This window comes from Sporosarcina sp. E16_8, assembly GCF_017347095.1.
Classification (GTDB): domain Bacteria; phylum Bacillota; class Bacilli; order Bacillales_A; family Planococcaceae; genus Sporosarcina.
Genome location: NZ_JADPRZ010000008.1, coordinates 1 through 24,509 on the forward strand (window position 1 = coordinate 1; position 24,509 = coordinate 24,509).

General features: G+C 37.5%; 19 protein-coding genes. 16 read left to right on the forward strand and 3 right to left on the reverse strand.

Features of this window, described 5'->3' with window-relative positions:
- The first annotated feature begins 720 nt into the window (after positions 1-720).
- From I2484_RS08430 to I2484_RS08440, 3 genes are all read left to right on the forward strand, one after another.
- The gene (locus I2484_RS08430) at positions 721-2,133 is read left to right on the forward strand and encodes an alanine/glycine:cation symporter family protein (protein WP_481886392.1); all 1,413 of its coding nucleotides are present in this window, start codon (positions 721-723) and stop codon (positions 2,131-2,133) included.
- Positions 2,134-2,459: 326 nt separating this feature from the next.
- The gene (locus I2484_RS08435) at positions 2,460-3,155 is read left to right on the forward strand and encodes a pseudouridine synthase (RefSeq protein WP_207150591.1); all 696 of its coding nucleotides are present in this window, start codon (positions 2,460-2,462) and stop codon (positions 3,153-3,155) included.
- A 207-nt stretch (positions 3,156-3,362) separates the two neighbouring features.
- Positions 3,363-3,515 carry a small, acid-soluble spore protein L gene (locus I2484_RS08440; protein ID WP_207150592.1) on the forward strand — a complete coding sequence of 51 codons (153 nt, stop codon included), beginning with the start codon at positions 3,363-3,365 and terminating at the stop codon, positions 3,513-3,515.
- A 102-nt stretch (positions 3,516-3,617) separates the two neighbouring features.
- Here I2484_RS08440 and I2484_RS08445 read toward each other — a convergent pair whose 3' ends face one another.
- The 3 genes from I2484_RS08445 to I2484_RS08455 all read right to left on the reverse strand — a co-directional run bounded on the left by I2484_RS08445 (position 3,618) and on the right by I2484_RS08455 (position 7,017).
- Entirely contained in the window at positions 3,618-4,985 is a 1,368-nt protein-coding gene (locus I2484_RS08445; protein ID WP_207150593.1) for an amino acid permease, read from the reverse strand.
- 241 nt (positions 4,986-5,226) lie between these two features.
- Complete coding sequence (locus tag I2484_RS08450) at positions 5,227-5,919, reverse strand: YjjG family noncanonical pyrimidine nucleotidase (protein WP_207150594.1); 693 nt, start codon at positions 5,917-5,919, stop codon at positions 5,227-5,229.
- Between the two features lie 156 nt (positions 5,920-6,075).
- Entirely contained in the window at positions 6,076-7,017 is a 942-nt protein-coding gene (locus tag I2484_RS08455) for an urea transporter (RefSeq protein WP_207150595.1), read from the reverse strand.
- A gap of 845 nt (positions 7,018-7,862) precedes the next feature.
- Between I2484_RS08455 and I2484_RS08460 the strand changes: the two genes are divergently transcribed.
- The 13 genes from I2484_RS08460 (at position 7,863) to I2484_RS08520 (ending at position 24,174) form a co-directional block, all read left to right on the forward strand.
- Entirely contained in the window at positions 7,863-11,723 is a 3,861-nt protein-coding gene (locus tag I2484_RS08460; protein WP_207150596.1) for an AAA domain-containing protein, read from the forward strand.
- A 20-nt stretch (positions 11,724-11,743) separates the two neighbouring features.
- On the forward strand, positions 11,744-12,496 hold the full coding sequence (locus I2484_RS08465; protein WP_207150597.1) for a hypothetical protein: 753 nt from the start codon (positions 11,744-11,746) through the stop codon (positions 12,494-12,496).
- Between the two features lie 244 nt (positions 12,497-12,740).
- Positions 12,741-13,625, forward strand: coding sequence for an ROK family protein (locus I2484_RS08470; RefSeq protein ID WP_207150598.1), 885 nt, complete (start codon positions 12,741-12,743; stop codon positions 13,623-13,625).
- A 168-nt stretch (positions 13,626-13,793) separates the two neighbouring features.
- Complete coding sequence (locus I2484_RS08475) at positions 13,794-14,489, forward strand: YesL family protein (RefSeq protein ID WP_207150599.1); 696 nt, start codon at positions 13,794-13,796, stop codon at positions 14,487-14,489.
- 199 nt (positions 14,490-14,688) lie between these two features.
- Positions 14,689-15,990, forward strand: a complete 1,302-nt coding sequence (locus I2484_RS08480) for an ABC transporter substrate-binding protein (RefSeq protein ID WP_207150600.1) — start codon at positions 14,689-14,691, stop codon at positions 15,988-15,990.
- Between the two features lie 79 nt (positions 15,991-16,069).
- Positions 16,070-16,930 carry an ABC transporter permease subunit gene (locus I2484_RS08485; RefSeq protein ID WP_207150601.1) on the forward strand — a complete coding sequence of 287 codons (861 nt, stop codon included), beginning with the start codon at positions 16,070-16,072 and terminating at the stop codon, positions 16,928-16,930.
- On the forward strand, positions 16,930-17,748 hold the full coding sequence (locus I2484_RS08490) for a carbohydrate ABC transporter permease (RefSeq protein ID WP_207150602.1): 819 nt from the start codon (positions 16,930-16,932) through the stop codon (positions 17,746-17,748). Before I2484_RS08485 ends, I2484_RS08490 begins: the two co-directional genes overlap by 1 nt.
- Positions 17,749-17,768: 20 nt before the next feature.
- Positions 17,769-18,788 (forward strand): LacI family DNA-binding transcriptional regulator, encoded by a 1,020-nt coding sequence (locus tag I2484_RS08495; protein ID WP_207150603.1) that lies wholly within the window; start codon positions 17,769-17,771, stop codon positions 18,786-18,788.
- 84 nt (positions 18,789-18,872) lie between these two features.
- Entirely contained in the window at positions 18,873-19,598 is a 726-nt protein-coding gene (locus I2484_RS08500) for a ThuA domain-containing protein (RefSeq protein WP_207150604.1), read from the forward strand.
- A 22-nt stretch (positions 19,599-19,620) separates the two neighbouring features.
- Positions 19,621-20,646 carry a Gfo/Idh/MocA family protein gene (locus I2484_RS08505; protein ID WP_207150605.1) on the forward strand — a complete coding sequence of 342 codons (1,026 nt, stop codon included), beginning with the start codon at positions 19,621-19,623 and terminating at the stop codon, positions 20,644-20,646.
- 22 nt (positions 20,647-20,668) lie between these two features.
- Positions 20,669-21,637: a sugar phosphate isomerase/epimerase family protein gene (locus tag I2484_RS08510; RefSeq protein ID WP_207150606.1), complete on the forward strand. Its 969-nt coding sequence runs from the start codon at positions 20,669-20,671 to the stop codon at positions 21,635-21,637.
- Positions 21,638-21,786: 149 nt separating this feature from the next.
- Positions 21,787-22,827 (forward strand): Gfo/Idh/MocA family protein, encoded by a 1,041-nt coding sequence (locus I2484_RS08515; RefSeq protein ID WP_207150607.1) that lies wholly within the window; start codon positions 21,787-21,789, stop codon positions 22,825-22,827.
- A 363-nt stretch (positions 22,828-23,190) separates the two neighbouring features.
- Positions 23,191-24,174: a LacI family DNA-binding transcriptional regulator gene (locus I2484_RS08520; protein ID WP_207150608.1), complete on the forward strand. Its 984-nt coding sequence runs from the start codon at positions 23,191-23,193 to the stop codon at positions 24,172-24,174.
- Positions 24,175-24,509: the final 335 nt, after the last annotated feature.

Sequence of the window (24,509 nt, forward strand, 5' to 3'; positions counted from 1 at the left end):
TATTGAACTCATTTCTTTATTTAGGGAATATTACATTTTTTTACTGCTATGCAACGCTAGTGAAAAATATCCGTGCACCACCTAATTGTGAAAAATGAAAATTATCTGAGTCCATGATAGACCATAGAAAAGCCAATGGGTAATAAAAAAGCAAACTCTTTATAGCCAGGAATTTTCCGTTTACAATTATTTTTCATTCACATCATAATAGTGGTTACGATAATCCCGAGAATGATCCCAAATGTAATGGTCGCACCAAATAATAATACTCGCTTCAATTCTACATCCCTTCATATAGTTAGTACTTGAAGTATATTAATGGGGTCTGAAACATATTCAGTAAATAAATAGACAAGCAATATAGTTTTGAGGTGAAGCGGTTATAGGCTAGTTATTATAGGTTGTCAGATCACTTTGTATTGTGAATTTGTGATGGTTTAATGCCGATTCAAGGCATTCTTCTGGCGATTGCCTTGATGTCTGCACTCGGCCCATCTATACCGAATGAATGTCAGTATCCTTTGTTTGTTTATATGGATGTGTGAATTGCTCTTTATTTAATGAGGACTAAAATTACCCACTTAAAATCGAATAGAACTCGTCTACAAACTGAAATTCTATCATATAATCAACAAGTATTATGTGTCTGGAAATTCTAAAAAGATGGAGGCGAAATTAGTGGAGGGTTTTGTAAATGGTCTGAATAACATTTTATGGAGTATGCCGGTCATCTATATTTTACTTGCGGTCGGTTTGTTTTTCACTATATTGACACGCTTTTTGCAGGTAAGACACATTAAAGAGATGGTCAGATTGATGTTTCAGGGGAAGAGTTCGAAAGCGGGTATTTCCTCCTTCCAGGCGCTATCGATTGCGCTTTCCGGGCGGGTCGGGACAGGAAATATCGCGGGTGTGGCAACGGCAATTTATTTCGGAGGACCAGGCGCTGTCTTTTGGATGTGGGCAATTGCTTTCATTGGGGCCTCAAGTGCCTTTGTTGAATCAACACTAGCACAAATCTACAAAGTGAAACAAGATGGACAATATCGAGGTGGTCCAGCTTACTTTATTGAGAAAGGGATAGGCTGGAAGTGGTTTGGGACTTTATTTGCAATTGCAGCTCTGATTGCGATGGCGGTCCTCATGCCAGGCGTCCAATCCAATTCAATTGCCGTTGGGATGAATAACGCATTTAGTATTCCTCAATGGGGAACTGGACTTGTAATCGTAACTATATTAGGTTTCATCATTCTAGGTGGAGTCAAGCGAATTGCGAACGTTGCACAGATAATCGTTCCGTTCATGGCACTTGGATACATGTTGGTTGCACTTGTAATCATCGTAATGAATATCAATTTATTACCTGAAGTCTTCGCTTTGATTTTTAAAAGTGCTTTTGCAATGGATTCGGCTTTTGGTGGAATTATTGGTATGGCGATCATGTGGGGCGTGAAAAGAGGAGTATTTTCAAACGAAGCAGGGCAGGGAACTGGAGCGCATGCGGCCGCGGCGGCAGAAGTATCCCATCCTGTCAAACAAGGTTTGGTTCAGTCGTTTTCCGTATATATTGACACATTGTTCGTCTGTTCAGCGACAGCATTCATGATCCTGTTTACGGGAATGTATAACACGCAAGCAGAGGACGGCACACATATCGTTAATAATATCCCTGGTGTAGAACAGGGACCAGGGTATACACAGGCAGCTGTCGACAGTGCTCTCCCTGGTTTTGGAGCAGGCTTTGTAGCCATTGCACTCTTTTTCTTCGCATTTACTACAATCATGGCTTATTACTATATAGCAGAAACAAATATTGCTTACTTAACACGAAAAAAGAACAAGAAAACGGCTATGCTTTTGTTGAAAATCATTATTCTAATCACGACTTTTTGGGGAACAATCCGATCCGCCGAGTTGGCCTGGGCACTTGGAGATGTAGGGTTGGGTATTATGGTTTGGCTGAATGTCATTGCAATCTTACTATTGACCAAACCGGCGCTACTTGCCTTGAAAGATTACGAAAGTCAGAAGAAGTTGGGGCTAGATCCTGTTTTTGATCCCAAAAAGCTTGGTATTAAGAATGCGGACTTTTGGGAAAATGAATACAAGCAGGATTCAGATGACCGTTTATAATACTAGGCCAAACATCAATGTCTATTATTGGCATTAAATAGTGTTCAGAAATGAAAAGTATCAGATTCTAACATAAATAACAATAGTATCAGAATCAGTTTCCTGAGGTTTAGTTAAAATCAGCCATGTATGTGAATGGCTGATTTTTTCGTTTCTTCACTTAATATGGATGAATTGATCGCCTTTGAATGTCACGCAATAGTCCTGTTGTATGTGACTAAATTCGGGGGAATTGGTTGTGGTAAAATAGGACAACAGATGTTTTTTCGAAATTGAATGGAATTAATAGTAGACAGATTATACTCGATATAAATGGAGGGACAAACATGAGATTGAATCAATATATTAGCTCATCGGGACTTTGTTCAAGACGGAAGGTCGATGTGTTGATTAAAGAGGGAAAAGTGACTGTGAACGGGGAGCAGATTTCACTGGGGCATGTAATTAGTGAAGGGGATCGGGTAGAAGTGAATGGGCTTCTTATAGAAGCGAAAGAAAATGATATATATCTTATGCTCAATAAACCACCCGGTGTGACGTGCACCGCAGCGAGCCAAATTGAGGGGAATATTATCGATTTCATCAATTACCCGGAACGAATTTTTCCTGTTGGAAGGCTAGATAAACAATCTGAAGGTTTAATTCTATTAACGAATGACGGTAGCATTGTCAATGAACTTTTACTGGAAGAAAATAATCATGAAAAAGACTATATTGTAACAGTGGATAAAAAAATAACGGCAGTGTTTATGGAGGAAATGGCTAGTGGTGTAGAAATTTACAATCCTAGAAAAAAAGAAAATGTACGAACAAAGCCATGTAAAGTCGTTCAACTAGATGATACTTGTTTTAAAATCACCATATCACAAGGGCTTAACCGGCAAATTAGAAGAATGTGCAGACGTTTTCAATTTACTGTCACTCGTTTGCAACGGGTAAGGATCAAGGAACTCCCACTTGGTGCGTTAGCTCTTGGTCAATGGCGTCAATTAACGGAAGAAGAAATAGCTGGGTTGAAATGAAACGTGTATAACTAGGAATTCGGAAAGTTCACTAGTTTCGCGGAGGAGTACTGATTTATCTTTGTTGGTTTATCCGTACAGATGAATGGCTATAAAAAGTCTGACGCAGGAAGCTGAAAAGTTACGGGAGTGTAACTAATCCTTTTGGACATACTACAATTTGAACTAAAAAATTGATGTGATGTCTAAACGGAGGTGAAAGAAATAATGCCAAGAAACAAAGATGCCAATAGTGATAGCAATAACGATAAAGGGAAGAAAGCCACTAGTGTAACGCCTCAAGGAAATAGAGATACGGAATTCGGTGAAGAGCCAAAAAGTAAGTTAGAAGAAGCAGCCAAAAAGAAAAACACAAAATAGATTTTAGCTGCTCAACACATTGGTCTAAACAAATAGAAATGCCCTGCCTTAAAACAAGAGACAGGGCATTTTGTAACTTCTCTAAGAACCATCGTTAACGCCTCAAAGGGCTTGAATCTTATTCCGGTGGTTTATTTTACGTATTTGATAAATCACAATCAGTAAAATAAACCAAACTGGAGTTACGAACAAGGCAACACGAGTATCTTCGACAAGTGCTAGCACGACAATAACGAATGCTAGGAAAGCAAGGATCAAGTAATTGGAAAATGGATGAAGCGGCATTTTAAACTTGCTCGCATTTGCAAGATCTGGTCTCGTTTTACGGTATTTCAAATGGCAGATGACAGTTATTCCCCAAATAAAGATGAAACATACTGTAGAAATACTCGTAATCAGTGTAAATACTCCTTCTGGCATGACATAGTTCAAAACAACTGAGATTAGAATGACGACGGTTGAGAAGAACAATGCATTAGAAGGGACTTTATTTGAAGTCAGTTTTGAAAATGGTGCAGGTGCATTATTATCTTTTGCAAGTGAGTATATCATTCGACTTGTACTAAAGACAGCGCTGTTACATGCCGATGCCGCAGATGTTAGCACGACGAAGTTAACGATACCAGCAGCTGCAGCGATACCAACTGCAACAAAAACTTGAACAAATGGGCTTTCCATTGGGTTGATGGCATTCCACGGATAAATACTCATGATCACAATTAGTGCACCGATATAGAATATCAAAATCCGAATCGGGATATTATTGATTGCTTTTGGAATAACCTTTTCCGGGTTTTCTGTTTCCCCAGCTGTCAGCCCTACAAGTTCAATACCGGCAAACGCAAACACAACCATCTGGAATGAAAGGATAAAACCATGAATACCATTAGGGAACATGCCACCATGGCTCCATAGATTTGAGAAGCTAGATGGTCCTGAATCAGTGGAAAAGCCTTTTATAATCATATAAATCCCAATAACAATTAATGCAAGAATCGCAATGATCTTAACTAATGCGAACCAGAATTCCATTTCGCCAAAAAGTTTCACGGTAGCAAGATTCATAAATAGTAAAACAACCAGCGCAATTAATCCTGGCATCCACTGTGGTACGTCGGGAAACCAAAACTGCGTATAAAGCCCGACTGCGGTTAAGTCGGCCATTGCGATAGAAATCCAGCAGAACCAGTACGTCCAACCGGTGACAAATGCCGCCATGTTTCCCATATAGTCTTGTACAAAGTCAACAAAAGAATTATATTCCAAATTAGTTAAGAGTAGTTCTCCAAGTGCACGCATGATTAAAAAGCAAACTATGCCTGTAATCAAATAAGCGAATAAAATAGAGGGTCCCGCTAAATGAATCGACTTCCCTGCACCAAGGAATAATCCAGTTCCGATTGCTCCCCCAATGGCAATTAGTTGTACGTGCCTGTTTTTAAGACCTCTTGACAATTGCTGTTCCTGCATATGTATTTCCCACTCTCCGCTTTTCTAGGATGTTCGCACTTTGGGTGTCTCACAATTTAGAATTGATATCCTAGTAAAATTTTAACATACTACCAATAAACTCAACAGCGGAAAATTAATACTCAATATGTTTTGATAATTAAGCTTGATCGAAGACCATTTCCCATACTAAAAAGTAAAAGCGCATTGGCTAACCAAGTTTGGCTGTTCAACACGCTTTTACTATACATAAATTTCTATTTCAATAAGTAACCTGATGACCGAAATTAAATTCGTTCCAGTATTGAATTTCATATGTGGGACGCGCGGTAGTTGAATTTATCTTTTGTTGCGGATTGAACCAACAAGTATCGATTCCGAAGTTATTGCCGCCTTGAATATCAGATGAAAGTGAGTCTCCAATCATAAGGACTCGGGATTTGTCTGCTATTCCTAGTTTATTGAAGGTGTACTCGAATATCTCCGCCTGCGGTTTTTGGTAACCTGCCTCTTCAGATGTAATGATAGCTTCGAATGAGTTTTTTAATACGGATCCATCTATTCGGGCCAACTGAACATCTTTAAATCCGTTAGTCAATATCGCCAATTTACAACCCGCCAGGCTAGTTAGCATTTCGGTCACACCTTCAATGAGATGGACTTCTTTACCCAAGTTTTCAAGATAAGTTTGTCCAAATACCTCGGCATTCATATCGAGACCGTGTTGCATGAACAAACGCTTAAATCTTTCCGTTTTTAACTCTGCCAATGAAATACGTCCTTGTTCCAAATCATCCCACAGTACCTTGCTGATTGTGTTGTAACTAGCCCTGTAGTCCCTTAATCCATTCGGGAAACCACTTGATTGGAATGAATGAGAAAACGCGCTTTTTTCTGTTTCGCCAAAATCAAACAACGTATCATCTAAATCAAATAAGAATATATCATATATCACAAACGTCTCATCCTTTTCAAACAGCACTTTTTTATTATGATGCCAGTATAACATGATTTACCGTTTTAATATCCGCAATAGGTGCCACACAGATAACTACTTTAAGTCATCAAAAAAAGCGCGCGTGCAGAACTTGTTCATCTGCAAGCGCGTTATTTAGATTTTCGGAAAAAACTTTCTTGCAGCTATAAATAACCAAGTACATACGATGAAAGGGAACGTTAGCGCAGGAAGTCCTAGTGGATTGAGAAGAAATTCTAATCCTGCAGTAACCGGAACTGTCAAAGTAGCAGCTATTATCCCAGTCAGTGGCGTTTTATCAGGTTTATTATCAAATACGAGACTTACGGCTATAATTGTCAAAACGGCGTTGTAATTATACAAACCTAAATTCAAAGATTGCGGATCTACACCCATAAAATAGGCAGCTATCCAGGATACAAACGTACCAATAATCGCATAAATCCCGAATCGCCAACCTGCCAAGAAAAGCCCGACAAGAATGAGGGATCCTGTCAAAAGAGAATCAATGATGAAAACTTCACCGATTCCTTTTATCAAACCAACTATTAAAGTCGGCGTCCCCTCAGTTTCCAAATTCCAGCGTGCGGGGGAGCTTATGACAAAATCTGGATCCATGTGAAGTGCATCGGACCGGTAAGTAACTAGTAGTCCGATCCATGTAATAAAAACGAACGGTATCGTTAGTATAGGAATTCCCCAATTTGCAATCCATTTCGTTAGTATAGCCATTGATAAAGCGGCAATTGCTGCAGAAATGAGAGCAATTAGCCAGCGATTCCCCCCAGTTAAAAAAAGAATTACGGCCATTCCACTTAGAACGGAATTGAAACTGTAAATCCCAGCATCAATCAGCGAACGGTCTCCACCGCAATATTGTGCAGTAAGCGTTCCGACTAAAGAACAAAGAAAAGCCATTAGACCAAGAAATGGGAAGTGGAGCGTAATGCCCAAAAGAATCAGAAACCCTGAAAAAGCATTATCAACTAGAATGACTTGTGAAAACCCTTTTAATGACGCCAAAATAAGAGCTGTAAACTTATTGGAAAGTGTGGGATTAGAATTAATTTGCTGCATTTGGACATCTCCTGTGTATTATTTGCGTTAAAGAGTTCATAATTAGTTGTCCAATGAGCGCAAAAAATAGTGATAGTAAGTACCTTTTAAATACTATTAAAGTATAGTACCACGAAAAGGGCTTTACTAATACAAAGAATAGTGTAGAATGTAAATTTGTAAATAAATAAAAACTCATTTAGGAGTGTCTAATGAAATTTTCAGAGAAGAATGTACTGATTGCCACAGGGATATTGTTTATTATTGTCGTAGCCATGTTGTGAACTTTGGCAACCAATAGACTGCTGGGCAACTTGAGAAGAAGCCTACTATAGAACTTGCTTCATTATCTGATAGCATAGATGATGGGAAACTGACTTTGGAATTTAGAAAACCGACTAACGATATTCAATAAGAATAATAATTCATTTTGTGGAGAGCCTAAACGGCAGAATCGGCAGAATGATTATTTACAAGTTGAAGCCTATATTCCTGGATTAATTCAAGGAGATATAGTAAGAATTGTAATAGAAGATACTACATCAAAAAGAATTTAAGATTAAATACAAAACTTCTCGAAATAGCGGCATTACGATTTAAGACAAATGTTGAACGCATTCAAGAGCTTTTAGGTGCAATATCCATGTTTTCATTATAAGATTGAAAAACCTATGACTGATTGTCTCCGAATATGGAGCAATCAGTTTTTGAGTGTCCGAATATAGGGCTAGAAATGCATTCCTTTAAATTAAAATAATTGTCATCCCTTAATAGTAATTGAACCAATTGATTGTTTGTATACATTTTTCATAAATACAGTGTCATACTTAAGAATAGACCAAATTTACGGAAGGAAGGCATGCTTAATGGGACAAAAATCAACCATAAATGAAACGATGCGCTGTGGGCTTGAAATTACGGCTAATGCACGCAAAGAACTCATGAAATGGTCAACGGATGAGCACGCCTTTTTTTCGATGCAGGTTGCCTTCGATGTACATATTGAAAAGCGTCCCAATAATAGACAAGGCAATATGTCTTTTTCGTTGTTCTTTGATAATGGCTCGAACGAAGCTTTATCCAAGCGTTTAAACAATAGAGTAGCCGTAATGGAATGTGTTTATCAAAATGATGGTTTTTTAGCAACAGGTTTTCACATAAGGGGCCGTAGAGAACCCGTACAGACGAACAGGCGTCTTCCGGCACGGTTGAAGTTTCTTGTAGGCCGCAGCACTGGAATTGCGATGCCTATTGATTTGTATACAAGCATCCGTGAATTGCCGATTGCCCAAGAACGCTCTGAGTATGTGAAGAAAAGAATTGCCAGCTGGGAAGGTTATTTGCGTATACAAGAAAGTAATGCGGATGTTGCAGATTTGACAACGGCTTTTTCAATGGCTAGTTTTAATGAAGATTTCAGTAAACTGAGTATTGTTTGTAGTGGATTAAAAGGAAATGAATGGAATACAATTAAAGGTTTTAGTGCCAAGATGAAAGGGCTACAATATGACATTGGAAGCGTTATAAATGCAGATAGGTCTAAGAAAATTATTGAAATCGAACTAAGTCGGAATTATAAAGAAATGGCAAGACGGAATGAATGGCATCCGAAATCGTATAAGGAAGTTGTATTTAGTAATTTTGCTGAGCTTAGTCAGGTAAAAAGACTAAGGAAAGGTTTTAAAGATCTTCAAGATGGTCTAGCAGCCAATGCGAATTTAGAAAAAGTGCTTTTTGAGGAGCGACCAGTCGTTCGTATCTCGAAGAAACAGCAAGAACTAGTTTTTCATAACGAGTTAAATGAATTCCAGCAAGAAGCCGTAACTGGCGCAATGACATCAAATGATCTGTACGTGATTCAGGGGCCTCCAGGGACTGGAAAGACGACGGTTATCTCTGAAATTTGTCATCAAAATGTCAAGGCAGGGTTGCGCACACTCGTAGCCTCACAAGCAAATCTAGCAGTGGACAATGCACTCGGCAGATTATTAGCCCATCAAGATATTAGGATTTTACGTTATGGTCGGACAGATAGCATTGAAGAAGAAGGAAAAAAGTTTATTGAAGAAAATGTAGCATTGAACTGGAAAAACGAAACGTTAGAAGCTGTGAATAATCAGCTTCAGTCAAATTCTGAAAAAGAAGCGCAACTTCAGGATGATTTAGCTAGTTGTGAAGTACGATTGGGAAAAATTCAACTTGACTTACTGTCATTAGATGAAAAAGTAAAGCAAAAAGAAGAGGCTGAAGCACAACACCTTGTCCTTTCTAGCGAAATCATGAAGCTCAGTAAAAAAGCAGAAATCTATAAAAAAGAACGTGAAGAATTACTAGGTAATGAAGCTGCTTTAAATAAACTAGCCGATGTATTAAACGAGGAAATTAGTCGACTTGAACAAATTTTACTAGTAGCAAATATTAGTCCAAAGACAATTGATAAGATGGAGAAATTAGAATTCCAATTAGAGAAAATGCGTCATTACATAAGCTATTATCAAACAAGACAAATGATTGATGATACAGAAAATGCAATTGTAATTATAGGTAAAGAACTAGAACTGAAAAGTAATAAAATCGATACTATTCATGTATTTGTGAAACAGTTAGATTCAATAACCAAAATAGATTTATTGAAAAATCGGTTGGAGTTTTTCGGAATTGTACCGACCTTTAATATGAATTGGAAAATGACCGAACTAAATAAGGTGATTGATTCAATTAAATCTGACACGACCAGCGGCGAATACAGTGATTGGCAAGAACTACAAAACCGACTTTTAGCCGCTATAGAGATGATAGAGCGTTTGTTGAAAGAGCATGGATTTCTTCCAAATGCAGTTAGAAGAACAGTGAATCAAAAGTATAGTTCAGTGACAGATATTCATGGGCTCATTGATCGTGTTGGGAAATTTCTAATCGATCCATCGACTAAAAGTAGTCTTGAAACGAGGAATTATTCGGCTCGAAAATATGACAATCTCGATAAAATAGCCATTGCTTTGGAGATGTTACGTGAAAGAAAGAATTATGTGCAGACACAGGGCGGAAACTTGGAAAAGCAAAATCAAATCAGGTTGGATGCCGAAAAAATGTTTGCTGATATTAAGACAGAAATAATCGATCATACCCATCAATTCATTTCAGAAATAGAACAGGAAAGAAGCGCCATGCAGCGCAATGCAGAAAATCACCAAATAACACTAAATGATCTCCAGCGTACAGCTGACAAACTTCAAAATGTGGTAGAAACTGTCGATGAAACGGTATCACTTAGTGAAGTGAAAGAACAATTGGTCCAAAAAGAACGAGTCTATGCCGATTATTTGGATAAGAAGGAGATGCTTAAAGAATATACCAAGGGGTTAGATGCTAAAAACTGCGAAGTCGACGTTAATGCTCAAGCATTGAAAAACAATAATGCGGCGCTTCAAGTCATAAGTGAAGAACTTGAATTGGTAAATGACGAGCGCCTTGAGCAGGAAAGCCTACTAGCACCTCTAATGGAACTGCTCGCCCAGAATCCCGAAGAACAGCGTCAACAAACGCAAACTTCATTAATGAATTTATCGGAAAAAATGAAAAAACTCAAAGTTGACAAAGAGCGCATGCCTATCAACCATTCACTTCAAGAAGAATGGAGGACACTGCTCACGGAAGCGAATGAATATGATCTTGACGAAATTCGGAAAATGTATGTACAACATGCGAATGTAATCGGAACAACTTGCGTCGCGTCTGCGAGACGTGATTTCATGGAGGAGTATCCAACATTCGATGTGGTCATTATCGATGAGGTTTCTAAAGCAACCCCTCCCGAATTGTTGCTGCCAATGTTAAAAGGGAAAAAGATTATTTTAGTAGGGGATCATCATCAGTTACCGCCACTTATGGGGCAAGATACACTAGAGGAATTGCTTGAGGAAAGCGACAATGTTGAAGAAAAGAATGAACTAGAAAAACTATTGAAGGAATCATTATTTGAACGTCTTTTTAGAACATTACCTAAGCAAAACAAAACGATGCTTGCCATCCAGTATCGCATGCATGAAAGTATCATGGAAACAATTACGCCTTTTTACAAAGAAGGAAATTATGGTCTTCAATGTGGTTTAACGGACTCCGATTCTGTTCGTGATCACCTTATAGAATCCCGCTATGTCCAAAGGAATGATCATCTTCTGTGGTTTGACATGCCGAACGAACCGAAGTATTTCGAGGAGAAGGTTAAAGGGGGAACAAGTCGTTTTAATCAGGCTGAATTGACAATGATTAAAAACCTTTTGATGGATTTAGATAAGGGCACTGAAAATGCGAAGAATGCAGGAAGAATAAAGCAGGAAGACAAAAAAAGTGTTGGTGTAATAAGTTTCTATGGTGAACAGGTGAAAAGGGTAGACCGATTGATCCAACAAGAGTTAATTCCGCAGCATCTACATTGCAGAACTGGATCAGTGGACAAGTTTCAAGGCATGGAAATGGACGTCATTATTTTAAGTTTCGTTCGGAATCACCAGGATAAGGGTGGAGACATCGGATTTGCTAGGGACTATAGACGTCTAAATGTTGCTTTGTCTCGTGCACGTGAGTTGCTCATAATTGTGGGGAGTTCGGGTATGTTCACGATGAGGACGAAACACCCAAGTTCAAGGGAAATGTATGGCCGTCTTTTAGAAAGCATCAAATCGGAAAATGGGTTTAGAAATCTCGAAGGAATTATTAAATCGTGATTTGTAGGGGGCTACTGTTTTTGAATGACTTAAAGGAAAGGTTAACGAAAGAACTGCAACAGGATTTTGATGTAAAAATAATGGGCTCTCAGTCATGGAGTTTGCCTGTAAATTCAATTGAGATTGTATACCAAACCGTTATGCGGACTAAAGTAGATATTCTGATGAAAATGATGTTGATTGCATTTGGAAAAGCCGATATTGCAACAGCTGAAGAGTTGAGTGATATTCTTCTCGTCGAACAGCTTTTTATCAATGATTTAATCGATAAAATGACTCGCTCAGGTGTAATCGAAAAAAGAGAAGGATTTTACTCTTTGACAGATGTTGGGGTACGGCAGTTTAAAACAGGGATTTTTGTCCATGAACCAGAAAATGGCTCTAGACAGGCACTTTATAGTCCGTGCCATCAAACTTTTCTGAATGGAGAAATCAACTCTATTCCATATGAAGAGAAGGGAATATATCGCTTTAAAAACGAATTCGACGATTGGTCTGTAGCGACACTTGAAGATACCGTTCTACTAGATGCGCTTAAAATAATGGGGGTAGAATCAGGTGAAGGAAACGTTCAGATTGTTGTGTCCGAAATTATATCTGCTTCTGATATAGAAGTAGATTTGGTTCCTTGTATTGAATTTCATATGTATAACGAGGCTGAAGATTTACTTTATGCAAGGGTGTGGAATACGCTGTCGGAACACTGGGATGAAAAACTTGAAGCGCAATTGAATGAAAAAGAACGGAAGAAGTGGCGGGAGATTTATTTGTAGTGAACAGCTACAGACAGCTATCTACATTGAAAACGGGAGAATCCTTTAGGAGGGAATCTGCCGTTTTTTTATTGTATAAACTTCGTGTTGTCTAAGTAAAAAATAATTGACAGAATGGCAGAAACGCGTATTGATAGGTCTCATTTGTTGGTGGATAGAATCAAAAACTTGTGCTACAGTTAATTCGCAGACAAGTTCAATTAGTTTTAGTCCATAAAAAATAAGAAATGTAGGGATGGAACATATGAAAATACTAGCAGTGGATATTGGGGGAACATCTATTAAGATGTGCATGGCTGATGAAAAAGGGAATGCTTCTGGATTTATAGAATTCGATTCTGAAGCTGAAAAGGGTGGACCGCATTTGGTTGATAATATAATCTCGAAAATTATCGAGGCTTATATTGGATTCGATGCCATTGGTATTAGTACAGCCAGTCAAGTAAATAGTGAAGACGGCTCTATCATTTATGCGAATGAAAACTTTCCGAATTATACGGGTATGAAAATAAAAACTATTTTTGAAGCTAAGTTCGGTGTACCTGTAAGAGTCGAAAACGATGTGAATGCGGCCGCTTTAGGGGAAAAACATTTTGGGGCTGGCAAGAAATTTGACGATTTCTTATGCTTAACTTATGGAACAGGTATAGGTGGCGCAATTGTAATGGATTCTACTGTTTATAAAGGGCTTAATGGAGGTGCAGGCGAATTTGGGCACCTGATTTTGCATCCGGGGGGCAAGAAGTGTAATTGTGGCTGTGTAGGATGTTATGAGATGTATGGATCGACCACCGCCTTAGTTAAAAAAGCATTGGAAATCGATAACAAATATATCAATGGGCGAATGATTTTTGAAGGCCTGGAAAAAGGCGATCTAGCGCTTGAGAAGGTGCTTAATGACTGGGTACTAGAAGTCGCATATGGCCTCGTCTCATTAACGCATATCTTTAATCCTCCTGCGATTATTATAGGCGGTGGCGTGATGGAACAAGATAGATTAATAGCAATGGTGACTAGCAAAGCAAAAGAATTAATGTTGAAAAGTTTTTCAAATGTGGAGATATTGAAAGCCTCGCTTGGAAATAAAGCAGGATTATTAGGGGCCGCGTCATTGCATATACCTAGCTGAAACTAGAGAAAGTATACACTATACAGGATTGTGAAAGTCGAAACTTTGAGAGATAGCTCCTTGTGTTACTTCTATAAATGAGAGTGATCACATTAAGTGGTTAACTCTCATTTTGGTATTTGTACAAGATGACAACATTCAATTTAGAAAATAAGGAGTGATATAAGTATGAATAACAAAGCAGGTTTTATGGGTGGCTTGTATGCTATTAGTGAATGGATTATGAAGTTTTCTTTAATTAATCTGTTTTGGATACTTTTTAATATACCTATTGTTTTTTTACTTTTAAATCTATTAATCATTGAATCAATAGAAGAGTTACCTCTATTATTGATTCCCTTAATACTACTAATGCCAATTTTATTCTTCCCCGCAACGACTGCAATGTTTGGGATGGTAAGAGGTTGGATTAGTAAAGATGAAGATAGTAGCCATCTTTTCAAGTCTTATTTGCAGTACTATAAAGAAAATTATAAAAGAAGTGCATTAAGTGGACTTCTTTTAACAATAGCTTGGATGATTTGGGCGGCAGATGTCTATTACTTCATTAATAAAAATAGCATTATGATGTTTCTTTTCATGATTATGGGTATTATTTTATTTGTCTTTTCAATCAATCTTTTTTCGGTTACTGTTCATTATCATATGAAATTGGTTCCTGCATTAAAAAATACGTTTCTTCTAACGATAGGAAGTCCAGTATTATTTATTGCGGTTGCAATTAGTAGTGGTGTAGTCCTATATATCAGCTTAAACGTTTTCAGGGTCTTCCTCCCCTTTTTAACAGGCTCCCTTATTGCGTTTTTATCCTTTTCCGCTTTTTATAGAAATCATCTCAAACTAACTGATAAAAGCGAAAACTGAAATCACCTAAAGTTTAATGAAAACTAATAAATCAATTATTTGTATTGCGCAATTTGAAATTGAATGTTAGTCTAAAGATGCGTAATTAATGCAACCGGTTTCATAAGCAGTCTGGGGGAGATAAATCTATAGGTGATAGATACTAGCGTGAAAATATGCAATCGCTTTCATTGAGGAAAACAAAAAAGGAGAGATTATATTGACGAATAAGAAGCATTTTATGGGTTTAGTTTCTGTACTGTTAATTTCTATTATTGCATTAGTGGGATGCTCAGCTTCGGAAGGTGAAGGAAAAGACACTTCATCTGCGGATCAGGTTACAGTAGATATTTTTCAATTTAAAGTAGAGATTAAAGAACAATTTGAAAGCCTTGTAAAAGTATATGAAAAAGAAAATCCTAATGTGAAAATTAATGTTAAAACTGTCGGCGGAGGAAGTGATTATGGTGGATTGTTGAAAACTTCATTCTCTTCCGGTGAAGCCCCAGACATTTTTAATGTCGGCGGACCATCCGCTGTTGAAGAATATAGAGAGTACTTAGCGGATGTCTCTGATACCGAGGCAGCCAAAACAGCTAATGAAGGAACACTTAACACCGTAACAGACGGTGATAAAGTGCTAGGATTACCGATAAATCAAGAAGGTTATGGATTGATTTATAATAAGAGGATTTTTAAAGAGGCAGGTATCAATCCCAATGATATTGTAACTTTCAAGGATTTAGAGAATGCAGTTGAAACGATAGATAGCCAAAAGAAAAAACTTGGTATAGATGCTGTGTTTGCATTAGCAGCAAAAGAAAAATGGGTGATTGGTAATCATTTAGCAAACATTTTCTTTGCCCCAGAATTTAATAATGATATTCTAGAAGCTTTTGATGCAAAGACAATCGCATTTGAAAAAAGCGATGAATTGAAAAGACACCTTGACTTGGAAAATAAATATTCAGTTCAGCCTGTCCTTAGCTTAGACTACTCTCAACAAGTGGAAGAACTATTCTCGTTAGAACGCGTAGCGATAATTCAACAGGGCAACTGGATTTATAATTCAGTTTATGATATGGATCCAGAACTAGCGGAAAATGGGATCGGTATTCTACCAGTTCCTCTTGAAGGATATGAAGGAAAGGTTCCAACAGGTGTCCCATCCTATTGGGCTGTAAATAGTAAGAGTGATCCAAAAGTAGTGCAAGCAAGTAAAGACTTCTTGAATTGGATGTACACATCAGAAATAGGTAAAAATGCTGTACTGGAAGACTTTAAATTCATCCCAGCATATAAAAACTATGATGCAACAAAAATAGCAGATCCACTTTCGCAACAAATTTATGACTATGCTTCTAAAGGGAACACGATTGAAGGATGGGTATTTTTAGCGTCTCCAACTTCTTGGAGTCAAGAAGTACTTGGCGTTAATATGCAAAAGTATTTAAGCGGTTCAATGGAATGGGATGACGTTATTTCTCAATCAAGAGCTAAATGGGAAGAAGAACGAAAATAACAGGATTCACAAGCAAATTACAGCTAAAAAAAACCTAAGCCGTTTTTATTAGCTGTACTACATATTGGGGGTGCTAGTAGTGCGTAACCGTGATCTTTCATTTTGGCTATTTATCATGCCAGCGATAGTAAGTTTATGTATTGTAATTATTGTTCCATTTATTTATGGTTTAATTTACTCCTTTACAAATTGGAATGGTATAGTGGCGACTGAATTTATTGGGTTTAATAACTATATTACATTATTTAAAGATGCTGAATTTAGAGCATCCATTTGGTTTACTACTAAATTTGCTGTTACATCAGTCATACTTCTAAACTTCCTGGGGTTAGGGCTAGCTTTGCTTGTGACTCGAAAAATGAAATCAAGTAACTTTATGAGAACGGTTTTCTTTATGCCAAACTTGATTGGTGGACTAATATTAGGGTTCATTTGGCAGTTTGTTTTTATCAGTGTTTTTGGAAGTATAGGGAAATCATTAGGGATTGAGGCATTAACGGGTTGGTTGTCTACGACAGCAACTGGTTTTTGGGGGCTAGTGATTTTGACATCTTGGCAAATGGCAGGCTATATTATGATAATCTATATTGCTTATTTAGAAAATATTCCGAAGGATTTACTTGAAGCGGCAGAAATTGATGGGGCATCTAGTTTTCAACGCTTTCGTAACATAACTTTCCCACTCGTAGCACCGGCATTCACCATTAGTATGTTTTTAACGTTGTCTGGCTCTTTTAAAATCTATGACCAAAATTTATCATTGACGAATGGAGGACCTTATAACTCTACACAAATGGTTGCGATGAATATTGTGAAAACAGCTTTTACTGAAAATAAAATGGCCTATGCTCAATCGCAAGCCGTTATTTTTTTCCTGATAATAGCATTTGTTGCAGTCACGCAAGTTTACTACAATAAAAAACGGGAGGTGGATCTATAATGAAGAAGAGTAAGCGTAAACTGTATATAATAGAGCTTCTTGGACTCTTTCTTGCTTTATTATGGCTATCACCGTTCTATTTAATGATTGTTAATGCATTTAAAACAAAAAGAGAAATTTTTTCGGATGTACTTGGTCTACCTAAGGAACTCATGACAGATAACTTTGTTAAAGCGTTTAGTGATTTAGACTTTTTTAAATCCCTTTTCAACTCCGTTTTAATTACCGTTTTAGGTGTCGGGGTGATTATTATCTTTTCATCTATGGCGGGCTATGCACTTGCTCGAAACAAAAGTAAAATTAGTGGCATAATCTTGTTGGTATTCGTTGCTGCTATGTTAATTCCGTTCCAATCCGTTATGATTCCACTTGTATCTCTTTTCGGAAAAGCAGATATGCTGAATCGCCCAGGCCTAATATTAATGTATTTAGGATTCGGTTCTAGTCTATCAATTTTTTTATACCATGGGGCGATGACTGGAATATCTAATTCTATGGATGAGGCGGCAATTATAGATGGAGCGAATAAATTCCAAGTGTTTTGGAAAATAATTTTCCCATTACTAAAGCCTATTACTGTTACAGTAGGAATTTTAAATGTCATTTGGATTTGGAATGATTTCTTATTACCATCACTCATATTATCAGATTCAAATGCGACTATTCCTTTGAAAATGTATCTGTTCTTTGGTCAGTATACAAAACAATGGCATTTAGCATTAGCGGGGTTAACAATTGCAGTTATTCCGGTAATTATTGGTTACTTCTTTGCACAAAAGCAAATTATTGAAGGAGTATCGGAAGGTGCCGTTAAATAAGCGTAAAAAGGATGATGGTTATGTCTGTAACAATTAAAGATGTTGCGGCTCAAGCAAATGTAGCCCCATCTACCGTTTCACGTGTAATTTCAGATAGCCCCCTCATTAGTGATAAAACGAAGAGAAAAGTCCAAAAAGTTATGGATGAAATGGGTTATCATTTAAACTATAATGCGCAAATGCTTGCTACACAATCAACAAAGACAATCGGTATTATTATGAAAAACTCTACGCCAGAATCCATGCATAACTCTTTTTTTCCGGAAGTCATTCGGGGAATCAGTGCCTTGTGCAGTAAGCATGATTTCAGTATCAGTCTAACTACAGGGGAATCTGAGGAAGAAATCTTTACTGATACGGTAAAAATGGTGCGTGGAAAAAGAGTAGATGGCATGATTGTCTTATACTCAAAAAAAGATGATAAAGTGGTTCCTTATCTAATTGAATCTGGCATTCCTTTTGTCGTCATCGGCAAACCTCTAATTGAATCCGGTAAGATCATGTTTGTAGATAATGACAACGTTCAAGCAGCGAAAGAAGCGACAGAGTTCTTACTAAACCTTGGCCATGAAAAAATTGCATTTATTGGAGAAGATGAGCAGTTTGAAGTAAGTGAAGCTAGATTAAATGGTTTCATTCAAGCAGTAAACGGAAAGAACTTAGATATTCGAGAGGAGTTCATCAAGAATATACAATTCGGTCTTAACCATGGCAAACAAATCGTCACTGAATTATTGGACTTAGCTGAACCACCTACAGCACTAGTTGTATCAGATGACTTAAATGCGTTAATTGTGTTAACTGCTTTAAGTGAGAAAAACATCAAAGTACCAGATGATATGAGTATGATTGTTTTTAATAATTCAGTAATATCAGAAGTAGCCAATCCACCCTTAACGACAGTGGATACGCAAATATATCAATTAGGGTATGAATCAGCGAACTGCCTAATCGAACTGGTGAAAGATCCGCAAATGTTTAGAAAAAGTGTTATCATACCAACTGTTATTGTGGAAAGAAATTCGTGTTTACCCTTGTAAGTAGGGAGAATGCAAAATTTCAAGCATAAATGCAACCGGTTGCTTGAATTCATGCAACAGATCATTTAGAAGGAGGAACTATTCATGAAAATCGTCGTATGGAATGAAAATCGTCATGAACAAAAAAATCCAGTTGTCTCGGATATTTATCCAAAAGGAATCCACGGGGCAATTGCAAATTTTTTGAAACAGGACTCTAACCATGTAAAAACAGCAACGCTTGACGAGCTAGAACATGGTTTAACGCAAGAGGTTTTGAATGATACTAATGTACTTGTTTGGTGGGGGCATGTTGCGCATGATGAAGTACAAGATGAGATAGTGGAAAGAGTTAAGAAGCGTGTATTGGAAGGCATGGGCTTGATTGTTTTGCACTCAGCTCATTTTTCTAAGATATTCAAGACATTGATGGGGACGACTTGTGATCTTAAATGGCGTGAAGCAGATGAGAAAGAACGATTATGGGTTGTTGATCCGAGCCATCCAATTACAGAAGGTATCGGGGAATATATCGAACTTGAAAAGGAAGAGATGTATGGGGAGCACTTTGATATCCCAGCACCTGATGAGTTAGTATTTGTCAGTTGGTTTGAAGGTGGAGAAATATTTAGAAGTGGGGCCACATTTAAGCGCGGCAAAGGAAAGATATTCTATTTCCGTCCAGGGCATGAAACATACCCTACATACTACAATAAAGATGTACAACAGGTTATTCGTAACGCAGTGAAATGGGCCGCGAATTCGAATACACCGACACCAATCTATGGTAATGCTAAGCCATTGGAGAAAATTGCGAATCATAACGAGTGAAAACAACTGGAGGGGTGAGTTAATGTTGAAATTACGAGTTGCGGTTATTGGATGTGGTAGCATTGCTAAATATAGACATTTAGGAGAATTTAATAACCATTCAGGAGTAGAAATTATCGCTGTCTGTGACATTATAGAAGAAAGAGCACAAGATATTGCGCAACAATATGGAGCAAAAGCGTATACGAGCTATGAAGAGTTATTAGAAGTGGAAAAACCTGATGCTGTGAGTGTTTGTTTACCAAACTATTTACACGCACCCGTTTCAATTGCTGCTTTACAAGCTGGTTGTCATGTTCTATGTGAAAAGCCTATGGCAACATCGAGAGCAGAAGCAGTGGAAATGATTAAGGCTGCAAAAAATAATAATAAAAAATTAATGATTGCTCATAATCAACGTTTTGTACCATCGCACGCTAAGGCACGAGACTTAATTGCAAAAGGTGAAGTAGGTAAAATCTATAGTTTCAGAACTGCATTTGGACATGGCGGACCTGAAGGGTGGAGTATTGACGGAAAAGATAGTTGGTTCTTCAATAAAGATCAAGCTTTTATTGGAGCGATGGGGGATCTTGGCGTACATAAAGCTGATTTACTCCGCTATCTACTTGGGGAAGAATTTGTAGAAGTTGCTGGTTTTATCGAAACAAGTGCAAAAGAGAATACAGATGTTGATGATAATGCTGTTTGTATTTTAAAGTCTGAAAGCGGTGTGATTGGAACGCTTGCAGCCAGTTGGGCTTATACGGCAAAAGAAGATAATTCCACAATTATCTACGGTGAACATGCTACATTACGTTTAGAAGATGATCCAAACTATTCGTTAATTGTGCAATATAAAAATGGAGAAGTCGTTAACTATGAATTGGGTGGAATTCAGTCTAATGCCGAAGGTGGTCAAACAACGACGCATATTATCGATCATTTTGTTGACTCAATTGTGCAAGATACTGAACCACTTATTAATGGTGAGGAAGGCATGAAATCATTACAGGTAATCTTGGCAGCTTTGGAATCAATGGAAACAAAAAGAATCACCCAAATTTAACTAACCATTGGAGGTACGATTTATGAAACTAGGCGTATTTGCTGTTTTATTTTCACAAAAGCCATTTGAGGAAATGCTGGATTATGTAAAAGATGCAGGTTTGCAGGCGATAGAAATTGGAACAGGTGGAAATCCAGGGGACGCCCATTGTAATGTAGATGAGCTACTTGCAAGTGAGGATAAGCGGAAGATATATCTGGATAAAATCCAATCTCGTGGATTAACGATTAGTGCATTCAGCTGTCATGACAATCCAGTTTCACCAAATAAACAAGTTGCTCAAAAAGCGCATGATACATTCGTAAAAACTGTTAAACTAGCACAGTTATTAAATGTACCTGTTGTCAATACATTTTCAGGGACACCGGGATCTCACGAGGGATCAACACATTCAAACTGGCCGATATCTCCATGGCCAACAGAGTACTCGGATATTTATAACTGGCAATGGGAACAGAAACTCATTCCTTACTGGAAAGAACAAGGGAAATTTGCTGAAGATCATGGTGTAAAAGTAGGGATTGAGCTTCATGGTGGTTTTTCAGTACATACACCATATACTCTATTGAAATTAAGGGAAGCAACCTCACCAGCTATCGGGGCCAATTTAGATCCAAGTCATCTTTGGTGGCAAGGGATCGATCCGGTCGCAGCTATTAAAATTTTAGGGAAAGAAAATGCCATTCATCATTTCCATGCCAAGGATACATTTATTGACCAGGATAATGTGAACATGCATGGCTTAACAGATATGCAACCGTACGGGGATGTACAATCACGCGCATGGACATTTAGATCTGTCGGTTGTGGGCATAGTATCCAGGAATGGTCCGATATGATGAGTGCTTTACGCACATATGGCTATGATTATGTTGTGAGTATTGAACATGAAGATCCGTTAATGTCTGTTGATGAAGGGTTTTCACGTGCGGTGACGAATCTGAAATCTGTAATGATTAAAGATAAACCTGCAGATATGTGGTGGGTGTAACAAACAAAAAAAGTTGCGTTGTATGAGGTTGATATTCATGCAGCGCAACTTTTTTATCGGCTAAATTAATGCCTGTATTCATATAGTAGACCCATTCGATTGATCAACAACAAATTGTAGATAATCTAAAAAGGAAAAGAGTGTTATGAATGAGTGTATTAAGAGTTGGAATTATCGGTGCTGGGGGAATTGCTAGTGATGTACATATCCCCAGTTATTTGAACAGCGCGTTTAAGGTGGAAATAGTCTCAATTGCTGATGTAATAGTGGAACGTGCACAACAAGTTGCAGAAACATATACGATTCCTCATGTCTTTTCTTCTTATAAAGAAATGCTTGAGCACGTAGAATTAGATGCGGTAAGTGTTTGCGTACCTAATAAATTTCATGCGGAAGCTTCGATTGCGGCGCTCAAGGCAGGTTGTCATGTGTTGTGCGAAAAACCACCGGCAATGACTGTGGAAGAAGCAGAATTGATGGCGAAAACAGCTACCGAGTGTGGAAAAAAATTAACTTATGGCTTTCATTATCGCTACCTACCTGAAGTAGAAATTGCAAAATCGTTTATTGAAGCGGGAGAATTGGGTGATATATACGCTGCTCGTGTTCACGCTATTCGTAGAAGGGGTATTCCCGGTTGGGGGGTATTTACAAATAAAGAATTACAAGGCGGAGGTCCGTTAATAGATATTGGCGTTCATATGCTAGATATTGCCCTCTATCTCATGGGCTATCCAGAGCCTGATGTTGTGTTGGGGAAAACGCATCAACAAATTGGCCATAAAAAAGGAGTAGGGCTATTTGGTGATTGGGATCATGAAAACTATACCGTAGAAGATATGGCTGTTGGTATGGTGACATTTAAAAATGGAGCCACCTTAACATTGGAAGCTGCTTTTGCTGCAAATGTAGAAAAAGATGAGACAATGCAGGTTTCCTTGATGGGGAATAAAGGGGGAGCTGATATTTTTCCTTTGAAAATTTATCAAGAGAAATATAACACATTAATTGATAGTACTCCTGCATATGTACCAGAAGTAAATGGGCATCAGCTTGAAATAAATCAATTTGTAGAATGCTGCTTAGAAGGTAAGACTCCATTAAGTACGCCTGAACAAGGGCTCATCATTCAAAAAATCGTGAATGCTATTTATGAATCTGCGGAAACTGGGAAGGCGATAGAGTTTTAAAAAACTAGTTTAGGAATAATTTACTATGTCGGGCCTAACACGTTTCCTAAAATTTCAAATTGATATACAGATTGTTTAGACCTGGAAAATTAAATTTGGCGCGCTAGGTAATTTGCTAACTACAGCATTTACCTAGCGCAATTTTTGTAGGGGATTAAAGTAAAGGGGAAGAATGAATAGCGATATCGATGTAGTTCAACTATCAAATTATTTAGAAATACATACTTCTAAAGCAATATCAGTGTTCATTTAACGGAATAAACTCAAAAGTAAATTATTGTGTTGACTGAAACGGATAATGATAGTAATATTCAGTATGTAATCGATTACATTAAAAATAGATTTCGAAAGTAGGCTGTTAAAATGGCTACCATTCAAGATGTCGCTCGAAATGCAGGGGTTTCAGTCGCGACAGTTTCAAGGGTGTTGAACAATCAGAATGTCGTAGCGAAGGAAACGGCAATTAAAGTAGAAAAAGCAATTAATGAACTAAATTATGAACCAAGTGTGCTAGGGCGTAACTTGAGGACGTCAGAAAGTAGGCTAATTCTTGTGCTGATTCCTAGTATTGCAAATCCATTCTACACTGAAATAATAAAAGGTATTGAAGATACTGCTATTGAACAAGATTATAACATCCTTCTTTGTGAAACAGGTTCCAATCCAAAAAGAGAAGCGATTTATATTAATTTAGTAAGGAATCGCCTAGCGGATGGAGTTATTTCCATGGATCCAGCTGTAGATAAGGTGAGGTTGACTGAGCTGGCTAAAAAGTATCCAGTTGTGCAGTGTAGTGAATATGACAAAGTTGGAACTATATCCTATGTAACTATTGATAGTGAATTAGCTGCATACCAAGCAGTAAGATACTTAATTCAGATAGGTCATAAGAAAATTGGACTTATCAATTCAGATAATAAATATTTATATGCTCGTGATCGTTATGAAGGTTATATAAAAGCTCTAAATGAATTTGATTTGCCAATTAACACTGATTGGATCTACAATGTTGAAAGTGTAAGATTTCAAGATGGCCAGCAAGCAATGAGGGGCCTATTAAATCAGCCCGATAGGCCAACTGCAATATTCGCTGATTCGGACGTATTAGCTATCGGTGCTTTAAAAGAAATTAATTCTAATGGATTGAATGTACCAAAAGATATTGCATTAGTCGGGTTTGATAATATTGATTTTTCAAATATGACTTATCCAACTTTAACTACTATTTCACAACCAATGTATAAAATGGGTAGTGCATCAGCGAATATGATTATTCATAAAATTAAAGGAAAAAAAGTGGGGAATATTATTTTAGACCATGAACTTATTATTCGTGAGTCTACTTAAATTTACGTTTAAAATAGATTGACAATTCAACTAAATGTGTTTAGAATTTATTTTATACTTAAATTGGAATATGAAGCACTAATAAAGTCCACCATACCCTATTAGTATCTAAATGAATGAATTAGATGACAAGATGAATATGTTATGGCTGTGTTGTTTATCTGTTATAAGAAATAATTTACCTATAAACACAATGACGATAGGGGGACAAGATTATGAAATTAGATGTAAGTTAAGGTACCATACAATAATTCGGTTCTAATTTTAAAACACTAATGTAATCGATTACATTTCAGAAGTGAGAAGAATGTAAGCTTGGAAATCAACGAATGAAT

What these genes read in the sequence shown, in the direction of transcription:
- I2484_RS08430 (WP_481886392.1), top strand. Translation starts at nt 721, where the DNA reads ATGCCGGTCATCTATATTTTACTTGCGGTCGGTTTGTTTTTCACTATA.
- I2484_RS08435 (WP_207150591.1), top strand. Translation starts at nt 2,460, where the DNA reads ATGAGATTGAATCAATATATTAGCTCATCGGGACTTTGTTCAAGACGG.
- I2484_RS08440 (WP_207150592.1), top strand. Translation starts at nt 3,363, where the DNA reads ATGCCAAGAAACAAAGATGCCAATAGTGATAGCAATAACGATAAAGGG.
- I2484_RS08445 (WP_207150593.1), bottom strand. Translation starts at nt 4,985, where the DNA reads ATGCAGGAACAGCAATTGTCAAGAGGTCTTAAAAACAGGCACGTACAA.
- I2484_RS08455 (WP_207150595.1), bottom strand. Translation starts at nt 7,017, where the DNA reads ATGCAGCAAATTAATTCTAATCCCACACTTTCCAATAAGTTTACAGCT.
- I2484_RS08460 (WP_207150596.1), top strand. Translation starts at nt 7,863, where the DNA reads ATGGGACAAAAATCAACCATAAATGAAACGATGCGCTGTGGGCTTGAA.
- I2484_RS08470 (WP_207150598.1), top strand. Translation starts at nt 12,741, where the DNA reads ATGAAAATACTAGCAGTGGATATTGGGGGAACATCTATTAAGATGTGC.
- I2484_RS08475 (WP_207150599.1), top strand. Translation starts at nt 13,794, where the DNA reads ATGAATAACAAAGCAGGTTTTATGGGTGGCTTGTATGCTATTAGTGAA.
- I2484_RS08490 (WP_207150602.1), top strand. Translation starts at nt 16,930, where the DNA reads ATGAAGAAGAGTAAGCGTAAACTGTATATAATAGAGCTTCTTGGACTC.
- I2484_RS08495 (WP_207150603.1), top strand. Translation starts at nt 17,769, where the DNA reads ATGTCTGTAACAATTAAAGATGTTGCGGCTCAAGCAAATGTAGCCCCA.
- I2484_RS08500 (WP_207150604.1), top strand. Translation starts at nt 18,873, where the DNA reads ATGAAAATCGTCGTATGGAATGAAAATCGTCATGAACAAAAAAATCCA.
- I2484_RS08505 (WP_207150605.1), top strand. Translation starts at nt 19,621, where the DNA reads ATGTTGAAATTACGAGTTGCGGTTATTGGATGTGGTAGCATTGCTAAA.
- I2484_RS08510 (WP_207150606.1), top strand. Translation starts at nt 20,669, where the DNA reads ATGAAACTAGGCGTATTTGCTGTTTTATTTTCACAAAAGCCATTTGAG.
- I2484_RS08515 (WP_207150607.1), top strand. Translation starts at nt 21,787, where the DNA reads ATGAGTGTATTAAGAGTTGGAATTATCGGTGCTGGGGGAATTGCTAGT.
- I2484_RS08520 (WP_207150608.1), top strand. Translation starts at nt 23,191, where the DNA reads ATGGCTACCATTCAAGATGTCGCTCGAAATGCAGGGGTTTCAGTCGCG.